This is a genomic window from Gilliamella sp. LMG 34360, assembly GCF_984568995.1.
On sequence record NZ_OZ474900.1, the window covers coordinates 2,481,458 to 2,497,927 of the forward strand.

A 16,470-nucleotide genomic window follows, 5' to 3' on the forward strand; every position below is an offset into this window, starting at 1 on the left:
TTTTATTTGTAAATTTGATAAAAACTTCCTTGTATCATTTGTTAAATTCTGTAATATTATATGCATCTCTGGGATGTTCGCGATGTGGGTTAGTCCCCTGAGCCGATACTCTTTATATTAGAATGATGTGACTTTTGATTGGTGTGTAAGCCTTACTTGTAAGGAAACCTAAAAATCGAAACATGTTGTTCACCTTGAACCTTGGGTTCAAGGGTAACGACCCTAAACGACATCTTGGAGTGCTTTTATCTTGTTTTATTTCTACAGTGATAACTGATGAATATTAGACAGAATATACGTCAAAAAAGACGTCAACTCCCCTTAACCGAACGCATTAATGCGCAAAATACTATTTATCAACAAATCACCCAACATCAAAGTATAAAATTAGCAAAAAATATAGCAATATTTCTATCATTTGATGGTGAAGTGGAAACGAAACCGATTATAGAATATCTATGGCAACAAAATAAATCTGTCTATTTGCCTGTTATACACCCATTTGCATCTTCGCATTTACTCTTTTTAAAATACACCCCACAAACATCTTTAATTAAAAACAAATATAATATACTGCAACCAGCTTTAAATGTACTAAATGTATTACCATTCCAAAAATTAGATATTATTTTTACTCCACTGGTTGCTTTTGATGAAAGAGGTTATCGTATGGGTATGGGTGGAGGATATTATGATCGTATGTTAGCTAATTACCAAAGCCAGCAAATTCTGCCTATCGGTCTGGCGTTTGCCTGCCAAAAAGTACCTCATATTGATAATCAACCATGGGATGTCAAACTACCAGAAATCATCTACGCTTAATATTATCAATAATGGCAATAACCCAGTATGGTTAAGCATTATTGTGCAAACTTTTTTAATTCTTATCATTGATTTGCTGTTGAAATGATAAAAAGTAAGTAAGCAAACAAAATAACTATGCCGACAAAACCAAGTAGGAAAAGGTAAGTCGGCATTTTTACCTAAAAAGAGTTGTTATTTAACAATTTGTTTGAGTTCATCTAATAAACTTGAATAATTGACCTTCGCATATTGGGTTACATCTACTTCAATCACTTGACCTAAAGCAAACTGATCATACTTTCTGGTTTGACAGATTTGATAAAATTGTTCTTTCGTCACTAAATCGTCGGCTAAATTGCGATCTTCAAGTTTATCGCCATAGTGATAATGTTGCATAATATGACTCAAATGACGTTCTGGCGAGCGGTCGCGCAGGTAGCGACGTTGCCATAATATATCAAAGTCAGCAACTAAGCGAATTGTAATCACTTGATAATAATAGTGATCAGCAAATTTACTGAGTTGCTTTTTTTGCTTATCACTGAAAGGATATTCAGAAATAATAATCTTTTTACCTGCATCCATATACAGTTGCAACACACCATAATAAAAATGCCAGACTTTGTGTTCTAATGCCTCTTTTTCAGCTTTAGAATTAAAACCGATCGATTCGGCATACAAAACTTTAGCTTCATCGGGTGTTAATACAAAGCTGTCTTTAAATTGCTGTTGCAATTGTTTAACTAGATACGTTTTGCCTGTACATGGACAACCTGCCAGTAAAATTAAATATTTCTGCATATCAATGCACCTCAGTTAACACGACCATTCACATTAAGAAATAGACTCATTTTATGCTTCACAATTTCCTTTACCGCCTGATTAGCAGGAATAATATTGTGGCGTAATGATTTATTTACTTCAGTTTGTACGAACTTATCTTTGGCCACTTGTGTCCAGTTAACTAATAATTCTGTACCTACATTAAATTTGCGAATACCATTATTAATCAATTCAGGATAATCTTCTTCTTTAACACCGGTCCCACCATGAATAACCAACGGAATATTGACAAGGGAATAAATTTCTTTCAATAACGGAATATTCACTTCTGTTTTTGATTTAAATTGTCCATGATTAGTGCCAATCGCAACGGCTAGAGCATCAATACCCGTTGCTTTAACAAATTCTAACGCATCTTTAGGGTTAGTATAGACTTTGTCATTATCATCAACCTTAATCCCCTCTTCTGTACCACCTATGGTGCCCAGCTCCCCTTCAACTGATACTCCACGCGCATGGGCATATTCAACAACCGCGCGCGTTTTTAATATGTTTTCTTTAAAAGGCAGTGAAGAACCATCAAACATGACTGAGGTAAAACCGCTGTCGATAGCTTGTTTAATATCATCAAAATTTTTGGCATGATCTAAGTGCAATACAGCATCGACTATCTCTTCATCTGCGATGGCTTTTACTGCATTTACCAAAACTTTATAGCCAATATAACGTGCCGTATCGACACTTGTTTGGATAATAATGGGAGCACCTACTTCTTTGGCTGCTCGAAGCATATCGGGTAACATTTCTAAATTATGTGTATTAAATGCACCTACGGTAAAATTAAGCTTTTGCGCTAATGAAGTGACAGCTTTTAAATTGGTATACATAATAATTTTCCTTTAATCTCGTAGAATCGTAACTTGTTTGGCGATATTACGCATGGAATCCATTTTATTCAGCCAAAAATCGATATCAGCCATTGACCCATTTGTTGCAGCCTCGGCGCGTTTTAAGTTATATAAACTCATTAAAATTTTATAACCCTCTCCAATTGATTTTTTATGTTGTAAACTGATTTCTAAATACTCAATCGCTAAATCAATACGTTCTAATTGGTAATACAGCATTCCTGTTTTTTCATATAAAACAGCCAAAAGTTTTGCATCATCACTGTTCGCAATTTGTTGTTGCAATTGCTGAATCGATTGCTCAATTTGAACGATTTGTTCTGATGTTAAACTGGCTTTTATTTCGGTCTTGGGTTCTTCGACTTTTAGTTTGTTTTTTCTGAAGAAGCTAAACATAGCAATTATCCTTGTTAAAAGTGTTTCAAGATTGGACCTAACACCCACGCATAAAGTAATGCGACCGTTACTGTGTCCACATCCGTTGCTGTAGCATTAACAAAACCCATTTGCGTAAAAATAGTAACGAGTAGTGCAGGCAATAAGGTAATAAAAAAGCCATGTGCTATCCCGCCAATTAAAGCACCACGACGCCCACCAATCGCATTACCAAATATGCCTGCGGTTCCCCCTGCAAAAAAGTTAGTTAACATGCCAGGTAAGATCATCGCTAAACCAAAGAACGGCAGTGTTAACATCGCAATCACTGTACCAATTGAAGTAGTAATAAAACCTAAAATTACTGCATTTGGGCTATATGGAAAAAACACCGGACAATCAAGCGCTGGAATGGCATTTGGTACCACTTTCATGGCAATGCCTCTAAACGCTGGCACGATTTCACCCAGCAATAAGCGCACGCCTGCTAACAATACATAGATCCCTACCACAAAGATAATCGATTGTGTAAACGCGTAGATCACATAGTTTTGTGAGCCTGATAAAGTTGAGGCATATTGTTCACCCGCAAACAGTACAGTAATGACATAAAGTGGTACCATAACCACCATTACAGATAGATAAGTATCTTGTAGGAATTCGAATGACTTGGGCAATTTCATATCTTCAATTGAGCGTTTGTTCTCACCTTTTTCACCCACTACATAAGCAATACCCGCTTCAAATAGATAACCGATTGTACAAAAATGACCAAGAGCAATATCATTTGAACCAGTAACTTTATAAATAATTGGCTGCGCAATGGCTGGCATCATTACTGCAAAAATAGCACCAATCAAACCTCCCACTAAAATTAAAGCTATTCCAGAAAGACCTGCTACACTACCAAATACGGTCGTCATGGTCGCCATCCACAAAATCGCCTGTCCAGTTAAAAAGATATACTTCCAACGAGTCAAACGAGCAATAAGAATATTGAAAATAAAGATCATCAAAAAGGTCAGTGCAATATCGCGCCCTAAACCTAGTTGATTCATGGCTTGTCCATTTATGGCTTCAATGGATGGAATAATTCCCTGCATATCAAAACCGGCGGTAAAGATTTGACCAAAATAAGTCAAACTACCAACAATAATGCTTGAACCTGCATTTAACACCTGAAAGCCTAATAAGGTTTTTAGTGTTCCTGAAATAATTTGTCCGACTGATTTTTTTTGTAAAATAAGCCCAAGCATGGCGATTAAACTAATGGTTATTGAAGCCTGCGTTAAAATATTGTCGATAATAAAGTTAATCACATTCATAATATTCTCCTGTTATCGCGACTAAATCAGTCCTTTTTGCTGTAAAACGGGGCAAAGCTTTTCCTCAATTTCAACTTTGGAAACAATATTTCTAAGAAACACGATGGTGGTTTTATCGTTGATATTGAATTTGGCAAACTGTGGGCGAAAGTTTTCAGCCGTGATAATGATATCGGCATTCATCGCCGCAGCGGATGAAATATCAGTATGATCTAAATTAGCTTCAATACCTTTAGCTTTTAGCACGTCTTCGGTAGCCATTTGTGCAGCAAAACTACTGCCTAATCCTGCGCCACAAACAAATAAAATAGTTAAATTACTCATTTTCAATCCTCCTACGACTGAGTTGTTTAAGCCGATTTTGTTTCATTAAATAAAATTGTTTTAAATTCCTGTACCGATTGGCACGTGGTGAGTTGCTTAAGTTTTTGTTCATCATTAATCAACTCAATTAAGCTACGCATAATATTGAGATGAGAAAAAGAATCGATGGCTGCCAAACAAAATATAATTTTTACTGGCCCCATATCTGAGTTACCAAAATCCACAGGTTCACGCATCGTTACCACACTCACCCCTAATTGATTCACGCCATCTTCTGGTCGAGCATGTGCTAATGCTAAATCCTTTCCTATCACAATATACGGACCATATTGTTCAACCGAGCTAATCATGGCTTGGATATAGGATGGTAAGATGAAACTTTTTTTTAGTAGTGGTTCAGCAGCAGTAGTGATAGCTTGTCGCCAATCACGGCAATCTTGCTGTAATATGATGTCATCATCAGTCAAAATATCTTTCAACATAGGCTGAATTTTCCTTTTATTGATTTTAAGATTATTAATCGCTAAACACTTCTCAAGCCGGTTATAGATTGGTGCAGACACAACGCCACCACTTTCTTGAATTAAATTGACAAGAGAGTAAAAAAGATCAGTGGCATCATCTAAATGTTTGACAATGCGTTGGTTAGATCGGTGTTTAGCTAGAAAATCGGTGATAATGGGATGATTTTTTTCTTTCAAAATTGGTTCTAACACCAATACGGGATGAGCCGAATGCTGTAACGGAAATGTAGAAAAAATTAAGTCATAATCAAGCTGATCTAATAGATCAAAATTATTTCGACCTAGAATGGCCAAAATATCAATATTAAAAAACTCTTTGAGTGTTTCAGCTAATAAATTAGAAGTCGCAATGCCATGATCACAAACAACCACTGCTTTAAAAAAATAGCTACGATCTTGGTTAATTGCACTAGCAAAAGCAGAAAAATGAATTGTTAAAAAGGCGATTTCATCGTCAGAAACTTTATGATTTAAATTTGCTTCAGGGCTTTGTATAAAGCGTTTAATTACGGTGTAAATTTCATCGTAATTTTGTTTAATATTATCAAGTAATGGATTAATAATGTGGATATTATTACTTACTCTGGCAATCAATCCTGCTAAGTGTTTACAAAGGTTTTCATAAAGTTGTTCTTGTTTGGTTGAAAATGGAATTTGTGTTTTTTCTTCAACATAATTCACCAATTTAATTGCCAATAACTGTGCATTTAACCACTCGACATAGTTATTAATATCCTTAGTGTTGAATGCTTCAAGCATATAGATAATATATTGTTGTTCTTGTCGATTGATTTGCAACTTTTCATGTTGGCAAACTAAATGAATAAATTTGGTGATTTGCCCCGATTCATGGTGTTTAAAATCGGCTCTAACCATAGTTAAATGATGTTGATGTTGATTGCGAATTACCCAAATGGCAGTAAAGATTACAATTTGTTGAACATAGATTTCATCATGAATTTGACTAATGGTTTTATGGGCAAGTTTTAATAGGTTTATAATCAGATTTTGAGGTACATACTTAAAGAGTAATTGCTGTATTAAATTCAGTTCATGTAAGGGTTTATTCAATTCTAGATTACCATAGAATTGGTTAATTGCTTCATACATCATTAAACGAATAGAGCGCTCTAATCCTATGAGCTGCATTCCTTGTTTGGGCAAGCTGGTTAATTCAATATCATATTTTTTTAATCGCGTTTTAAGTTTACGAATATCTTCATCTAATACACTTTTCGAAACAAAATAGATATTTTCTTTATGACATAAAATAGTTGGGCAACTAGAAAAAGCAATGGATAACAACAAATCAAATTGGCGTTCATCCTTACTTAAAATGGGTGAAATAGATATCCCTAATAACGCATTATGGACTTGCTGTTTTTGTTCTTGTGTGGCATCAATGATAAAGCCTTTATTACGTACCGTTGAAATTTCGGGTAAACATCTTTTTTGCAAAAAAGCATTAATTTCATTAATTTCATTGCGTAGCGTTCGTGCACTAATTTGGAAATCTTCCGATAGCATTTCGACAGTTAAAGGATAGTCGATGGAAATAAATTTCTTAAATAATTCAATGGTTCTTGTTCGCATAAACTTATTCACCTATTTACTTCTTAAATGCAGTATAAGTGAGATAAATTTGCTTACCTAGTTGGTATTTTTGCAAATATAAATTGCAAAATTTATAGATTGGAAATAATCAAAGAAAGGAAATTAAAGAAAGATAAAAAAATGAATCCTGCTTTAAGGATTCATTTAATTATTTTTTAGAAAATAACATTAACCATGTTTTTTTCGTTTTTCAATTGCGGTTATCAATGGGCGGTGACATTTATAGATCATATCTGACGGAATCATGATCAGTTCAGCAATAGGTACTGTCCAATCAGGAATTTCAGTGTTGTCAGGATTTTTTTCATCAATGGGTACATCCACTGCAAAACGTTCAGTATTAGCAAATAATTGCTGTTTCTTCGCAATATCTTTATCGTCTGCATCACTAAGCATACGACAATTATCCAACACGGTTTGGGCAAAAACTTCCGGCCAGTTTTCGGGTACATTTTTTAACGTAACGAGTTCAGAAAGGTACCGAAGCATGTCACGAAATAATAACAAATAGACCATTTGTAAATTACGACCTGATAAATTAGCCAGTTGTTCATCGTTCAATTTATCATTTATAACACTCGGTCCCCATTTAAAAAACAGGGTATCCTTATATTGGTTGATAATCGGTTTGATGGCTTTGTATTGCGTTTTTACCACATTATCAATTTCACGTGAAATTTGCATAGTCGGATAACCAACATTATTACGACCATGAAGATCTCGCCCTGAAAGCGCTGGCATTTCTTTTTTGGTTGGTAATAGTTTTTTAAGCAATCCTAGCATATTACCCTCCCTTACTATTTATTTTTTTGGCGCACAATTTCAAATAAACAAACACCTGTTGCAACTGATACATTAAGGGAAGAGACAATGCCTGACATTGGAATACTGACTAATTCGTCACAATGTTCTTTCGTTAAACGACGCATGCCCTCACCTTCTGCGCCCATCACCAAAGCCAGTGTCGTTGGGGTCGATGATTTATAAAATTCAGTTTGATAAAGCGTTCTATCGGCTTCACCAGCAGTACCGACAATCCAAACTTGGTATTCATCTTGTAGCATTCGCATGGTACGGGCTAAATTAGTTACTCTCACAACAGGAACACTTTCTGCCGCACCGCACGCTACTTTTTGTGCGGTAGAATTAAGTGGTGCTGAGCGATCTTTTGGCACGATAATAAAACTTACACCAGCTGCATCAGCTGTACGAATACATGCCCCTAAATTATGTGGATCAGTCACACCATCTAAAATTAAGATGACAGGATTGGGTTGCTGTTCCATCAGTAGTGGAATATCGTTTTCATGATAACCACGGCTTGGTTTAACCATAGCTAGAATACCTTGATGAACACCATTTTTGGTTTTTTCATCCAACCACTGACGATTAGCTACTTTAACAGGCAATCCCAGTTGTTCCAATTGATGAATAAGGGCAATTAGACGTTTATCTTCACGCCCTTTAATAATAAATACCTCAATAATTCTTTCTGGTGAACGCGCTAATAATGCTTCAATAGCATGCATACCATAAACTGTTTCACTCATCTATTTGCTACTCTTTGTTTTAACTCGTTGTTTTTTAGTTGTCGATTTCGATTTACTGTTTTTCTTAGTGTTATTTTTTGATTTAGTTTTAGTTTTTACAATCGCTTTCGCTTTTGTTTTGGTCTTAGTTTTACTTTGGGTTTTGCTTTGGGTTTTATTTTCAGCTTTAGTGCTAGCATTAGTACTTCTTTTCTTGCTGGATGATTTTTTCGCTTTTCGTCTAATTGGTAAATCAGCACTTAAATCGATTTTATCCTGTTTGGATCTATCTTTGGCTGTTTTACCTTGACGTTTCGGCTTATTATTACTTCCCACTAATGAAAAATCAATTTTACGTTCTTCTGGATTCACATTATCGACTTTAACTTGTACTTTATCGCCCAAACGATATACGAAACGAGTATTTTCGCCGATAAGACGGTTGCGTGAGCCATCAAAATTATAATAATCATTTTCAAGTGAAGAGACATGAACTAAACCGTCAATAAACAAATCATCTAAACGAACAAAGAATCCAAAATTAACGACACTTGAAATAGTTCCATTAAAGACTTCACCAACATGATCTTGCATGTAATCACATTTAAGCCAATCCACAACATCGCGAACAGCTTCATCAGCTCGACGTTCTGTCATTGAGCAGTGTTCACCAAAGTAAAGCATTTCACTGGTACTATAACGATAACCACCCGTTTTGCTTGTTTTGTGATTTTGATCAGCTAAAATCCATTTAATGGCTCGATGTAAGAGTAAATCTGGATAACGACGAATAGGCGAAGTAAAGTGTGCGTACTCTTCAAGTGCTAAGCCAAAATGTCCACGATTTTCTGGATCATAAATGGCTTGTTTCATTGACCGTAAAATAACAGTTTGTAGCATATCATGATCTGGTCGCTCTTCAACCGCAACCATTAACTCAGCAATATCTTTTGGTTTAGGATTCGAACCACCTCCAAGAGATAACCCAAGTTCACTTAAGATACTGCGCAGATTATTCATACGCTCTTCATCAGGTTTATCATGTACACGGAATAAAGATGGTACATCAGCTTTAATCACGAATTTTGCAGCAGCTACATTCGCTAAGATCATACATTCTTCAATGATTTTATGAGCAACATTACGCTGAGTCAATTCGATACTTTCAATACGTTTATCGGCATTAAAAATAAATTTTGGTTCTTCGGACTCAAAACCTATCGCACCACGCGCAATACGAGCTTTATCAAGTACATTATAAAGACCTTGCAAGTTTTCAAGATGTGGGATTAAATCACGATAATGCTCACGCAATTCTTTATCACCATCTAAAATCTTAGCAACTTTGGTATAAGTCAATCTTGCATGGGAATTCATCACGGCTTCGTAGAATTCATAACCTGTTAGACGACCTTTATTTGATACAGTCATTTCACACACTAAACATAAGCGATCAACTTGTGGGTTTAACGAACAAAGCCCGTTAGATAACACTTCTGGTAACATAGGGATCACGCGAGATGGGAAATAGACTGATGTACCGCGTAAGCAAGCTTCTTTATCTAATGCTTTACCTGGACGGACGTAATAACTTACATCTGCAATTGCGACCCATAAGCGATAACCTCCTCCACGATTTTTTTGGCAATAGACAGCATCATCAAAATCACGAGCATCTTCGCCATCAATTGTAACCAAAGGTAATTCACGCAAATCCTTGCGTCCTTTTTTGGCATTTTCTGGAACTTGTTCGGTAAATTTGCTGGTCTCTTTTATAACCGCTTTCGGTAATTCATAAGGGATCTCGTGGTTACGAAGCGCAATATCAATGGCCAGATTAGTTCCCATAATTTCGCCAAGCACTTCTTTAATTATCCCTACCGCTTTTTGACGACGCTCTGGTCGTTGCTGTAATTCAACTACCACAACAGAGCCCATACGTACTGTACGATCAGGTTTGCCCACAATCAAAATATCAAAATTTAAACGACTGTCATCTGGCACTACAAAGCCGACACCTTGTTCGATAAAATATCGTCCGACAATAAAATTACTACGTGGCTCTAAAATTCGCACGACCCGTGCTTCGACTTTACCACGATATTGGGTTCCCAATGGTTGAGCTAAAATCACATCGCCTTGTAACACTTTTTTCATTTGTTCAGGTGATAAAAAATAATCCTCTGGATTACCTTCTACTCGCAAAAAACCAAAGCCATCACGGTGTGCAATTACACTTCCTTTAACCATATCAAATTTTTCAGGTAAGGCATAACATTTGCGGCGAGTAAACACGACTTGTCCATCACGTTCCATCGCACGCAAACGACGATGCAAAGCTACTTTTTGCTCTTCACTTTTAATCGCAACAGCTTGGGCAATTTTCTCTAAATTGGCTGGTTTTGCTTCTTTTTTAAGGTAATCTAAAATAAGTTCACGACTGGCAATTGGGGAATCATACTTTTCTGATTCTCTATCAAAGAAAGGATCTTTTATCATAAGTAACATCCTGTGATCTAATATTAATGCTAGCATAACACAGAGTGATATAACTTAAAATGAACATTCAATTTATCAAGAACAATCAGAGGATTCTTAATTCATTTTTAATTTTTATTAATAAATTATTAATATTGATAAACACAAAAGACAGATATCAAGCTTTATTAAATTATACATCAACAGCAATTTATTATTCAGACGATAATTTAGATCATAAAAAATTAGACGGTAAAAATGATTGGGCTAAAAAATTATCGAATGTATCTTCATAAAATAAAGCATTAGTTAGTTTCAATTAAATGTTATTTTCACTAAACTATTTTTATGTTAGCTATAATAATAACGATCCACATATTATATATAAATAGTCATTTTATTTACTAAAATAATATAAGCTATTTCAGTCTAGTGATAACTCTATTAACTCTTATAAAATCATTATTACCTATTTGCTTACTCTTTATTTTATTGCATCCAATTAATACCCAATTAATTGATATGTTTTCTTTTAGAATTTGAATTACATTAATTTCTGAATTTAAAAAATTTATTAACGAAATAGTTTTTGTTTTTTTAACCTTTCCAACACATACAGTTATATTAATTAAACAATTTTTTATATTCAATTTTCATGTGTATTATTGTGTTATCTTATTGATTTACAACATACTATGCATCAATATGATATTGATATAAAATTTAGTTATAACTTAGATAATAATTTCGAACATAAGGAAATACTGAAAAACATGAAAAAAACGATTGTTTTTATTTTAGAAAAAATTCTTTGGGCTTGTATAATATTACCAGGTTTGTTCGTTGCAGGCCTTGTAGACTATTCAGTAGAAAGTTGGCATGGCATATTTACTTCTAAGAACGTAAAATTGGCATCTTCTTCCTTTATGTTATCAATTATTACTGTATTTATAATATTTATTTGGGATAAACAATGTGAAAATTGGTTAAAATACTTATTTATCGCTATCTTTGTATGTATTATAGCGTCGTATTTACCTATTTTTTCACCTTCCTTCGCCTATTTTATTCGAGCCTATGGTATTTATAATATCGTTGTTATAGGAACGGTTTTAGCCCTTTTTGTGTTTTTTAGTCCTTGAGAAGTTTCCCATTACTTTAAAAGTTTAGAGTTTTGATTAACGTTTTTGTTAATGAAAAGGCGTCCTAGGACGCCTTGAGTTATTAAATTTAGCTAATATTACTGTTTATAACTATGTTTTTCACGCTCAATGGCTCGATAACCTATATCATGGCGATAAAAACAGCCATGCCAACGAATATTATTAACTTGCTGATAAGCACGTTGTTGAGCCTCTAGGACTGTGTTACCTAAAGCTGTGACACAAAGAACGCGCCCACCTTTAGTAAACACTTGCCCTTTTTCAAAGCTAGTACCTGCATGGAATACTTTGCAATCTGAAGATGATTCGGTTGGTAATCCAATGATTTCATCTTGCGTATTATATTCGCCAGGATAACCTCCTGCAGCCATTACAACACCTAATGCTGGTCTAGGATCCCATTTTGATTTTACGGTATCTAAGTTACCATCGACTGCCGCTAAACATAATTTGACTAAATCTGACTGCAAACGCATCATGATAGGTTGAGTTTCAGGATCACCAAAGCGACAGTTAAATTCAATAACTTTGGGATTTCCCTCTTTATCAATCATTAAACCTGCATATAAAAAGCCAACATATACATTGCCCTCTTGCGCCATGCCATTGACTGTTGGGTAGATCACTTGATCCATGATTTTAGCAAAAACTTCATCGGTCACAACTGGTGCTGGCGAATACGCTCCCATTCCCCCCGTATTAAGACCAGTATCACCATCACCAACGCGTTTATGATCTTGACTGGTTGCCATTGGTTCAACATTTTTGCCATCCACCATAACAATAAAGCTGGCTTCTTCACCCTCTAAGAACTCTTCAATAACCACACGGTGTCCAGCATCACCAAAAGTATTGCCTGCCAACATATCGTTTACAGCAGCTTCGGCTTCTTCAAGTGTCATGGCAACAATAACACCTTTGCCTGCAGCTAAACCATCAGCTTTAATCACAATTGGTGCGCCTTTCTCACGAATATAAGCTAGCGCTGGTTCAAGTTCAGTAAAATTCTGATATTCGGCGGTTGGGATGTTATGCCGTGCTAAAAAATCTTTGGTAAAGGCTTTCGAACCTTCAAGTTGTGATGCTGATTTTGTTGGACCAAAGATTTTTAATCCAGCCTTTTGAAAGCTATCAACAACACCAATGACTAATGGAGCTTCAGGACCAACAATAGTAAGATCAATTTGCTCTTGCTGAGCAAAATTCAATAATCCGCTAACATCCGTCGCTTTAATGTTAATATTTTCCAGACCTGATTCAAGTGCAGTCCCTGCATTTCCTGGAGCGACAAAGACTTTTGATACTAATGGTGACTGTGCTATTTTCCAAGCCAACGCATGTTCGCGTCCACCATTCCCAATCACTAATACTTTCATAAAAGATCCTTTATATGCTTCTTCCTTAAGAAGATAACCAATGTAATTTTAATAAATATAAAACAAACTAGAAAAACGCATTAATGCCTAAAATGGCGCATGTTGGTAAAAATCATCGCAATATTATGTTCATTTGCAGCTTGGATGACTTCTTCATCACGAATCGATCCACCTGGTTGGATTACACAAGTTACCCCAGCTACCGCTGCCGCATCAACACCATCACGAAATGGGAAAAATGCATCAGAAGCAACAACAGAACCGGCAACTTCTAGATTTTCGTCTTGTGCTTTAATACCAGCAATTTTAGCTGAGTACACACGACTCATTTGGCCAGCCCCAATACCGATGGTCATTTTATTTTTTGCATAAACAATCGCGTTCGATTTTACAAATTTAGCCACTTTCCAACAAAATAGAGCATCTGAAAGCTCTTGCTCAGTTGGTTGGCGCTTGGTGACGACAGTTAACTGCTCGGGTGTAATCATACCCAAATCACGCTCTTGCACTAATAAACCACCATTAACTCGCTTAAAGTCTAAACTCGCTAACGATGACGTTGACCACTCACCACATTCAAGCACTCGTACATTCTTTTTAGTTTGTGTGATAGCTAATGCATCAGCACTAATTGACGGTGCAATAATCACTTCGACAAATTGTTTATCAATGATTGTTTGGGCTGTTTTAGCATCTAACTGTCGGTTAAAAGCAATAATTCCACCAAACGCGGAAGTTGGATCGGTTTTAAAAGCATTAAGATAGGCATTTAAAATGTTATCACTTACAGCAACACCACATGGGTTAGCATGTTTAACAATTACGCAAGCAGGTTCATCAAAGGATTTCACACATTCTAGCGCTGCATCTGTATCGGCAATATTATTATAGGATAATTCTTTACCTTGTAGCTGTTTAGCGGTAGCAATCGAAGCTTGCTCAAGATTTTCTTCAATATAAAAAGCCGCCTGTTGATGAGCATTCTCACCATATCGCATATCTTGTTTTTTAATGAATTGAAGATTTAAAGTTCGCGGGAACTCTCCCGCTGGTTTTTCCGTTTCACCATAATATGGCGGAACAAGTTTGCCAAAATAGTTAGCAATCATACCGTCATATTTAGCGGTATGTTCAAATGCTTTTATGGCTAAACTAAATCGATATTTGAAAGATAGGCAATTTTGCTGTTTATCCAGCATATCAATGATTGCGCTATAGTCTTGACAATCAACTACGATGGCAACATCTTTATTATTTTTTGCAGCGGATCGCACCATGGTTGGTCCACCGATATCAATGTTTTCTATCGCATCTTCTAAAGTACAATTGGCATTAGCAACCGTTTTAGCAAAAGGATATAAATTAACAACCACCATATCTATAGGATCGATCTGATGTTGCTGCATGACTTCGTCATCTATACCTCGACGTCCTAAAATGCCACCGTGTATTTTAGGATGTAGGGTTTTGACTCGTCCATCCATCATTTCAGGAAACCCCGTATAATTGGATACTTCGGTGACTGGAATATGGTTATCGATTAATAATTTGGCGGTACCACCAGTAGAAAGGAGTTCAATATTTCTTTCTGATAAGGCTTTGGCGAATTCAATAATTCCTGTTTTATCAGAAACACTAAGTAAAGCACGACGAATAGGACGAAACTGCTGCATGAAAAACTCCGAAATTTATATTCTAAATCCAAGTCTGTAAGTGGCTATTATATATAAAACGAGGAACGATGTTTAGTATTGACTTCTTAAAAAAAATCAAAACATTTGAATTATTTTATTTTGCAAGCGAATAATTAAATACACAACCTTTGTTAATTCCTGATAATTAGAGGTATCTTGATTTAAGATTTTTTACAACTATTGGGGTTGATATCATTTTTTTCATCCAAACACTACTTATGAATACTCAACTAAAATTAATCTACTTCCTTGATATTTTAATAGCTACAAAAAGTGACTTTCGATTATCTTAATATAGTTAAGTTTAGTAATTTTGATAACTATTAGAATTTAATTGCTTTTATGTTAGCTAAATTCAGCCTTATAAAAAATCTATAAGGACATTTACTTTAATACAATACGAAAAAAGACAACGTTCCGCTCTCTGGTTACCGCATAAATAATTTTTGGTTTATTAAAATTTAAAGCCTTATAGAAATGTCGCTACTTAGCTAAAATTTTTTAGCAATTCAGCTATTTTATTTATCATATAGATAAAGCGAATTGACACGTTGGATTTTTCGTTCATTTTGCTCTTGAGTACTATGACGATATTTTTGAGGGCTTAGTCCAATTCTTTTTTTGAAAATTCTCGAAAAATAGAGCTGATCATCAAATCCAATTGTTCGACTAATATCGGCAATATTCAGGTTAGTGGTTTGCAATAATAGTTTAGCACGATTTACGCGCTGCTCTTGTCGCCATTCACCAATTGACATACCAATCTGATCTTTAAAAATATGAGCAATTCGAGATGTCGACAAACAAACTTTTTGGGCAACAATATCAAGCTTAAAGTTGTTTTCATCCAGTGTATCAATTAAATAGTTGCAAACTTGCAGTACTCGTGTATCAATTTTAGGATGGTTAGTGCTTGATGTTTCTTGTGCACGACGTATTAAAAATTGCTCTAACATGCTCATTGCTAAATTTTCAGAATAAATTGTACTTGATTGCCCTACCTCGACGATTTTAATGAATAATTTTTCGAACTCATCTTTGACTTGAGTATTAGGGCGATAAAAGCCAGTCTTTTTTATTCGATTCTCCCAAGTTAATAAATACTTCCAGGTTGATTTTGGTCTGAAATAGATCCAAAAATGAAACCAATTGTTTTCATCTTCTTTTCGCCCATATAAATGAGGTTCTTTTGGTGGAAAAAGGACAAAATCTCCCGGATAACAGTTAAATGATTCATCGTTACGATAAATCGTTCCTTGCCCTGCATAAGTAAGATTAATAATGTAGCCACTTAGTCCATTTGGGCGGTCAATAAAGAAATCAAATTTTCCTTCTTTTTCAATCGGTGTTAGTCCAGAAACCAGATGGACATTAAATGAATAACCCGGTAATAAAGGGTCATTTTGTTGTTGATTTGTCATATGTCATCTCCTACTTTTCGAGATTTTTTTATTTTCACATAAAAAATTTTTTTGAGTAGTGACAATTGTGAGATCTTCATCACAAAACAAATTAGGTGTGCAAAATCGTCTATATTTATAGCAATAACACACCTACTTGTTCTATCCGAAAT

Annotated in this window: 14 protein-coding genes and 1 other RNA gene; 3 read left to right on the top strand and 12 right to left on the bottom strand. The window is 35.2% G+C overall.

Translation table 11 applies throughout. The annotated features are described in order from the left end of the window. Nucleotides 1–62 precede the first annotated feature (62 nt). Nucleotides 63–244: non-coding RNA, 6S RNA (gene ssrS / locus AC5LW9_RS11135), on the top strand. 32 nt (nucleotides 245–276) lie between these two features. Beyond that, nucleotides 277–822 (top strand): 5-formyltetrahydrofolate cyclo-ligase, encoded by a 546-nt coding sequence (locus tag AC5LW9_RS11140; protein ID WP_493455904.1) that lies wholly within the window; start codon nucleotides 277–279, stop codon nucleotides 820–822. A 174-nt stretch (nucleotides 823–996) separates the two neighbouring features. On the opposite strand, the gene AC5LW9_RS11145 is transcribed toward AC5LW9_RS11140, so the two are convergent. From AC5LW9_RS11145 to rnr, 9 genes are all read right to left on the bottom strand, one after another. Beyond that, entirely contained in the window at nucleotides 997–1,605 is a 609-nt protein-coding gene (locus AC5LW9_RS11145) for an AAA family ATPase (RefSeq protein ID WP_198235755.1), read from the bottom strand. An 11-nt stretch (nucleotides 1,606–1,616) separates the two neighbouring features. Then, on the bottom strand, nucleotides 1,617–2,474 hold the full coding sequence (locus AC5LW9_RS11150; RefSeq protein ID WP_493455905.1) for a class II fructose-bisphosphate aldolase: 858 nt from the start codon (nucleotides 2,472–2,474) through the stop codon (nucleotides 1,617–1,619). A 12-nt stretch (nucleotides 2,475–2,486) separates the two neighbouring features. Beyond that, nucleotides 2,487–2,891 (bottom strand): tetratricopeptide repeat protein, encoded by a 405-nt coding sequence (locus tag AC5LW9_RS11155; protein ID WP_493455906.1) that lies wholly within the window; start codon nucleotides 2,889–2,891, stop codon nucleotides 2,487–2,489. 14 nt (nucleotides 2,892–2,905) lie between these two features. Further along, on the bottom strand, nucleotides 2,906–4,195 hold the full coding sequence (locus AC5LW9_RS11160; RefSeq protein ID WP_493455907.1) for a PTS sugar transporter subunit IIC: 1,290 nt from the start codon (nucleotides 4,193–4,195) through the stop codon (nucleotides 2,906–2,908). A gap of 21 nt (nucleotides 4,196–4,216) precedes the next feature. Then, entirely contained in the window at nucleotides 4,217–4,519 is a 303-nt protein-coding gene (locus tag AC5LW9_RS11165) for a PTS sugar transporter subunit IIB (protein WP_065738740.1), read from the bottom strand. Between the two features lie 26 nt (nucleotides 4,520–4,545). Continuing rightward, entirely contained in the window at nucleotides 4,546–6,636 is a 2,091-nt protein-coding gene (locus AC5LW9_RS11170) for a BglG family transcription antiterminator (protein WP_493455908.1), read from the bottom strand. Between the two features lie 189 nt (nucleotides 6,637–6,825). Beyond that, the gene (locus tag AC5LW9_RS11175; protein WP_198235753.1) at nucleotides 6,826–7,440 is read right to left on the bottom strand and encodes a hypothetical protein; all 615 of its coding nucleotides are present in this window, start codon (nucleotides 7,438–7,440) and stop codon (nucleotides 6,826–6,828) included. A gap of 14 nt (nucleotides 7,441–7,454) precedes the next feature. Continuing rightward, nucleotides 7,455–8,207: a 23S rRNA (guanosine(2251)-2'-O)-methyltransferase RlmB gene (rlmB, locus tag AC5LW9_RS11180; protein ID WP_493455909.1), complete on the bottom strand. Its 753-nt coding sequence runs from the start codon at nucleotides 8,205–8,207 to the stop codon at nucleotides 7,455–7,457. Beyond that, nucleotides 8,208–10,685 carry a ribonuclease R gene (gene rnr, locus AC5LW9_RS11185; protein WP_198235752.1) on the bottom strand — a complete coding sequence of 826 codons (2,478 nt, stop codon included), beginning with the start codon at nucleotides 10,683–10,685 and terminating at the stop codon, nucleotides 8,208–8,210. It abuts the gene before it with no gap. Between the two features lie 752 nt (nucleotides 10,686–11,437). Between rnr and AC5LW9_RS11190 the strand changes: the two genes are divergently transcribed. Next, nucleotides 11,438–11,806 (top strand): hypothetical protein, encoded by a 369-nt coding sequence (locus AC5LW9_RS11190; RefSeq protein WP_198235751.1) that lies wholly within the window; start codon nucleotides 11,438–11,440, stop codon nucleotides 11,804–11,806. Nucleotides 11,807–11,904: 98 nt separating this feature from the next. On the opposite strand, the gene purD is transcribed toward AC5LW9_RS11190, so the two are convergent. From purD to araC, 3 genes are all read right to left on the bottom strand, one after another. Further along, complete coding sequence (purD, locus tag AC5LW9_RS11195) at nucleotides 11,905–13,203, bottom strand: phosphoribosylamine--glycine ligase (RefSeq protein WP_493455910.1); 1,299 nt, start codon at nucleotides 13,201–13,203, stop codon at nucleotides 11,905–11,907. 80 nt (nucleotides 13,204–13,283) lie between these two features. After that, on the bottom strand, nucleotides 13,284–14,876 hold the full coding sequence (gene purH, locus AC5LW9_RS11200) for a bifunctional phosphoribosylaminoimidazolecarboxamide formyltransferase/IMP cyclohydrolase (protein WP_198235749.1): 1,593 nt from the start codon (nucleotides 14,874–14,876) through the stop codon (nucleotides 13,284–13,286). A gap of 539 nt (nucleotides 14,877–15,415) precedes the next feature. Then, entirely contained in the window at nucleotides 15,416–16,318 is a 903-nt protein-coding gene (araC, locus tag AC5LW9_RS11205) for an arabinose operon transcriptional regulator AraC (protein ID WP_086326222.1), read from the bottom strand. Between the last annotated feature and the right edge of the window lie 152 nt (nucleotides 16,319–16,470).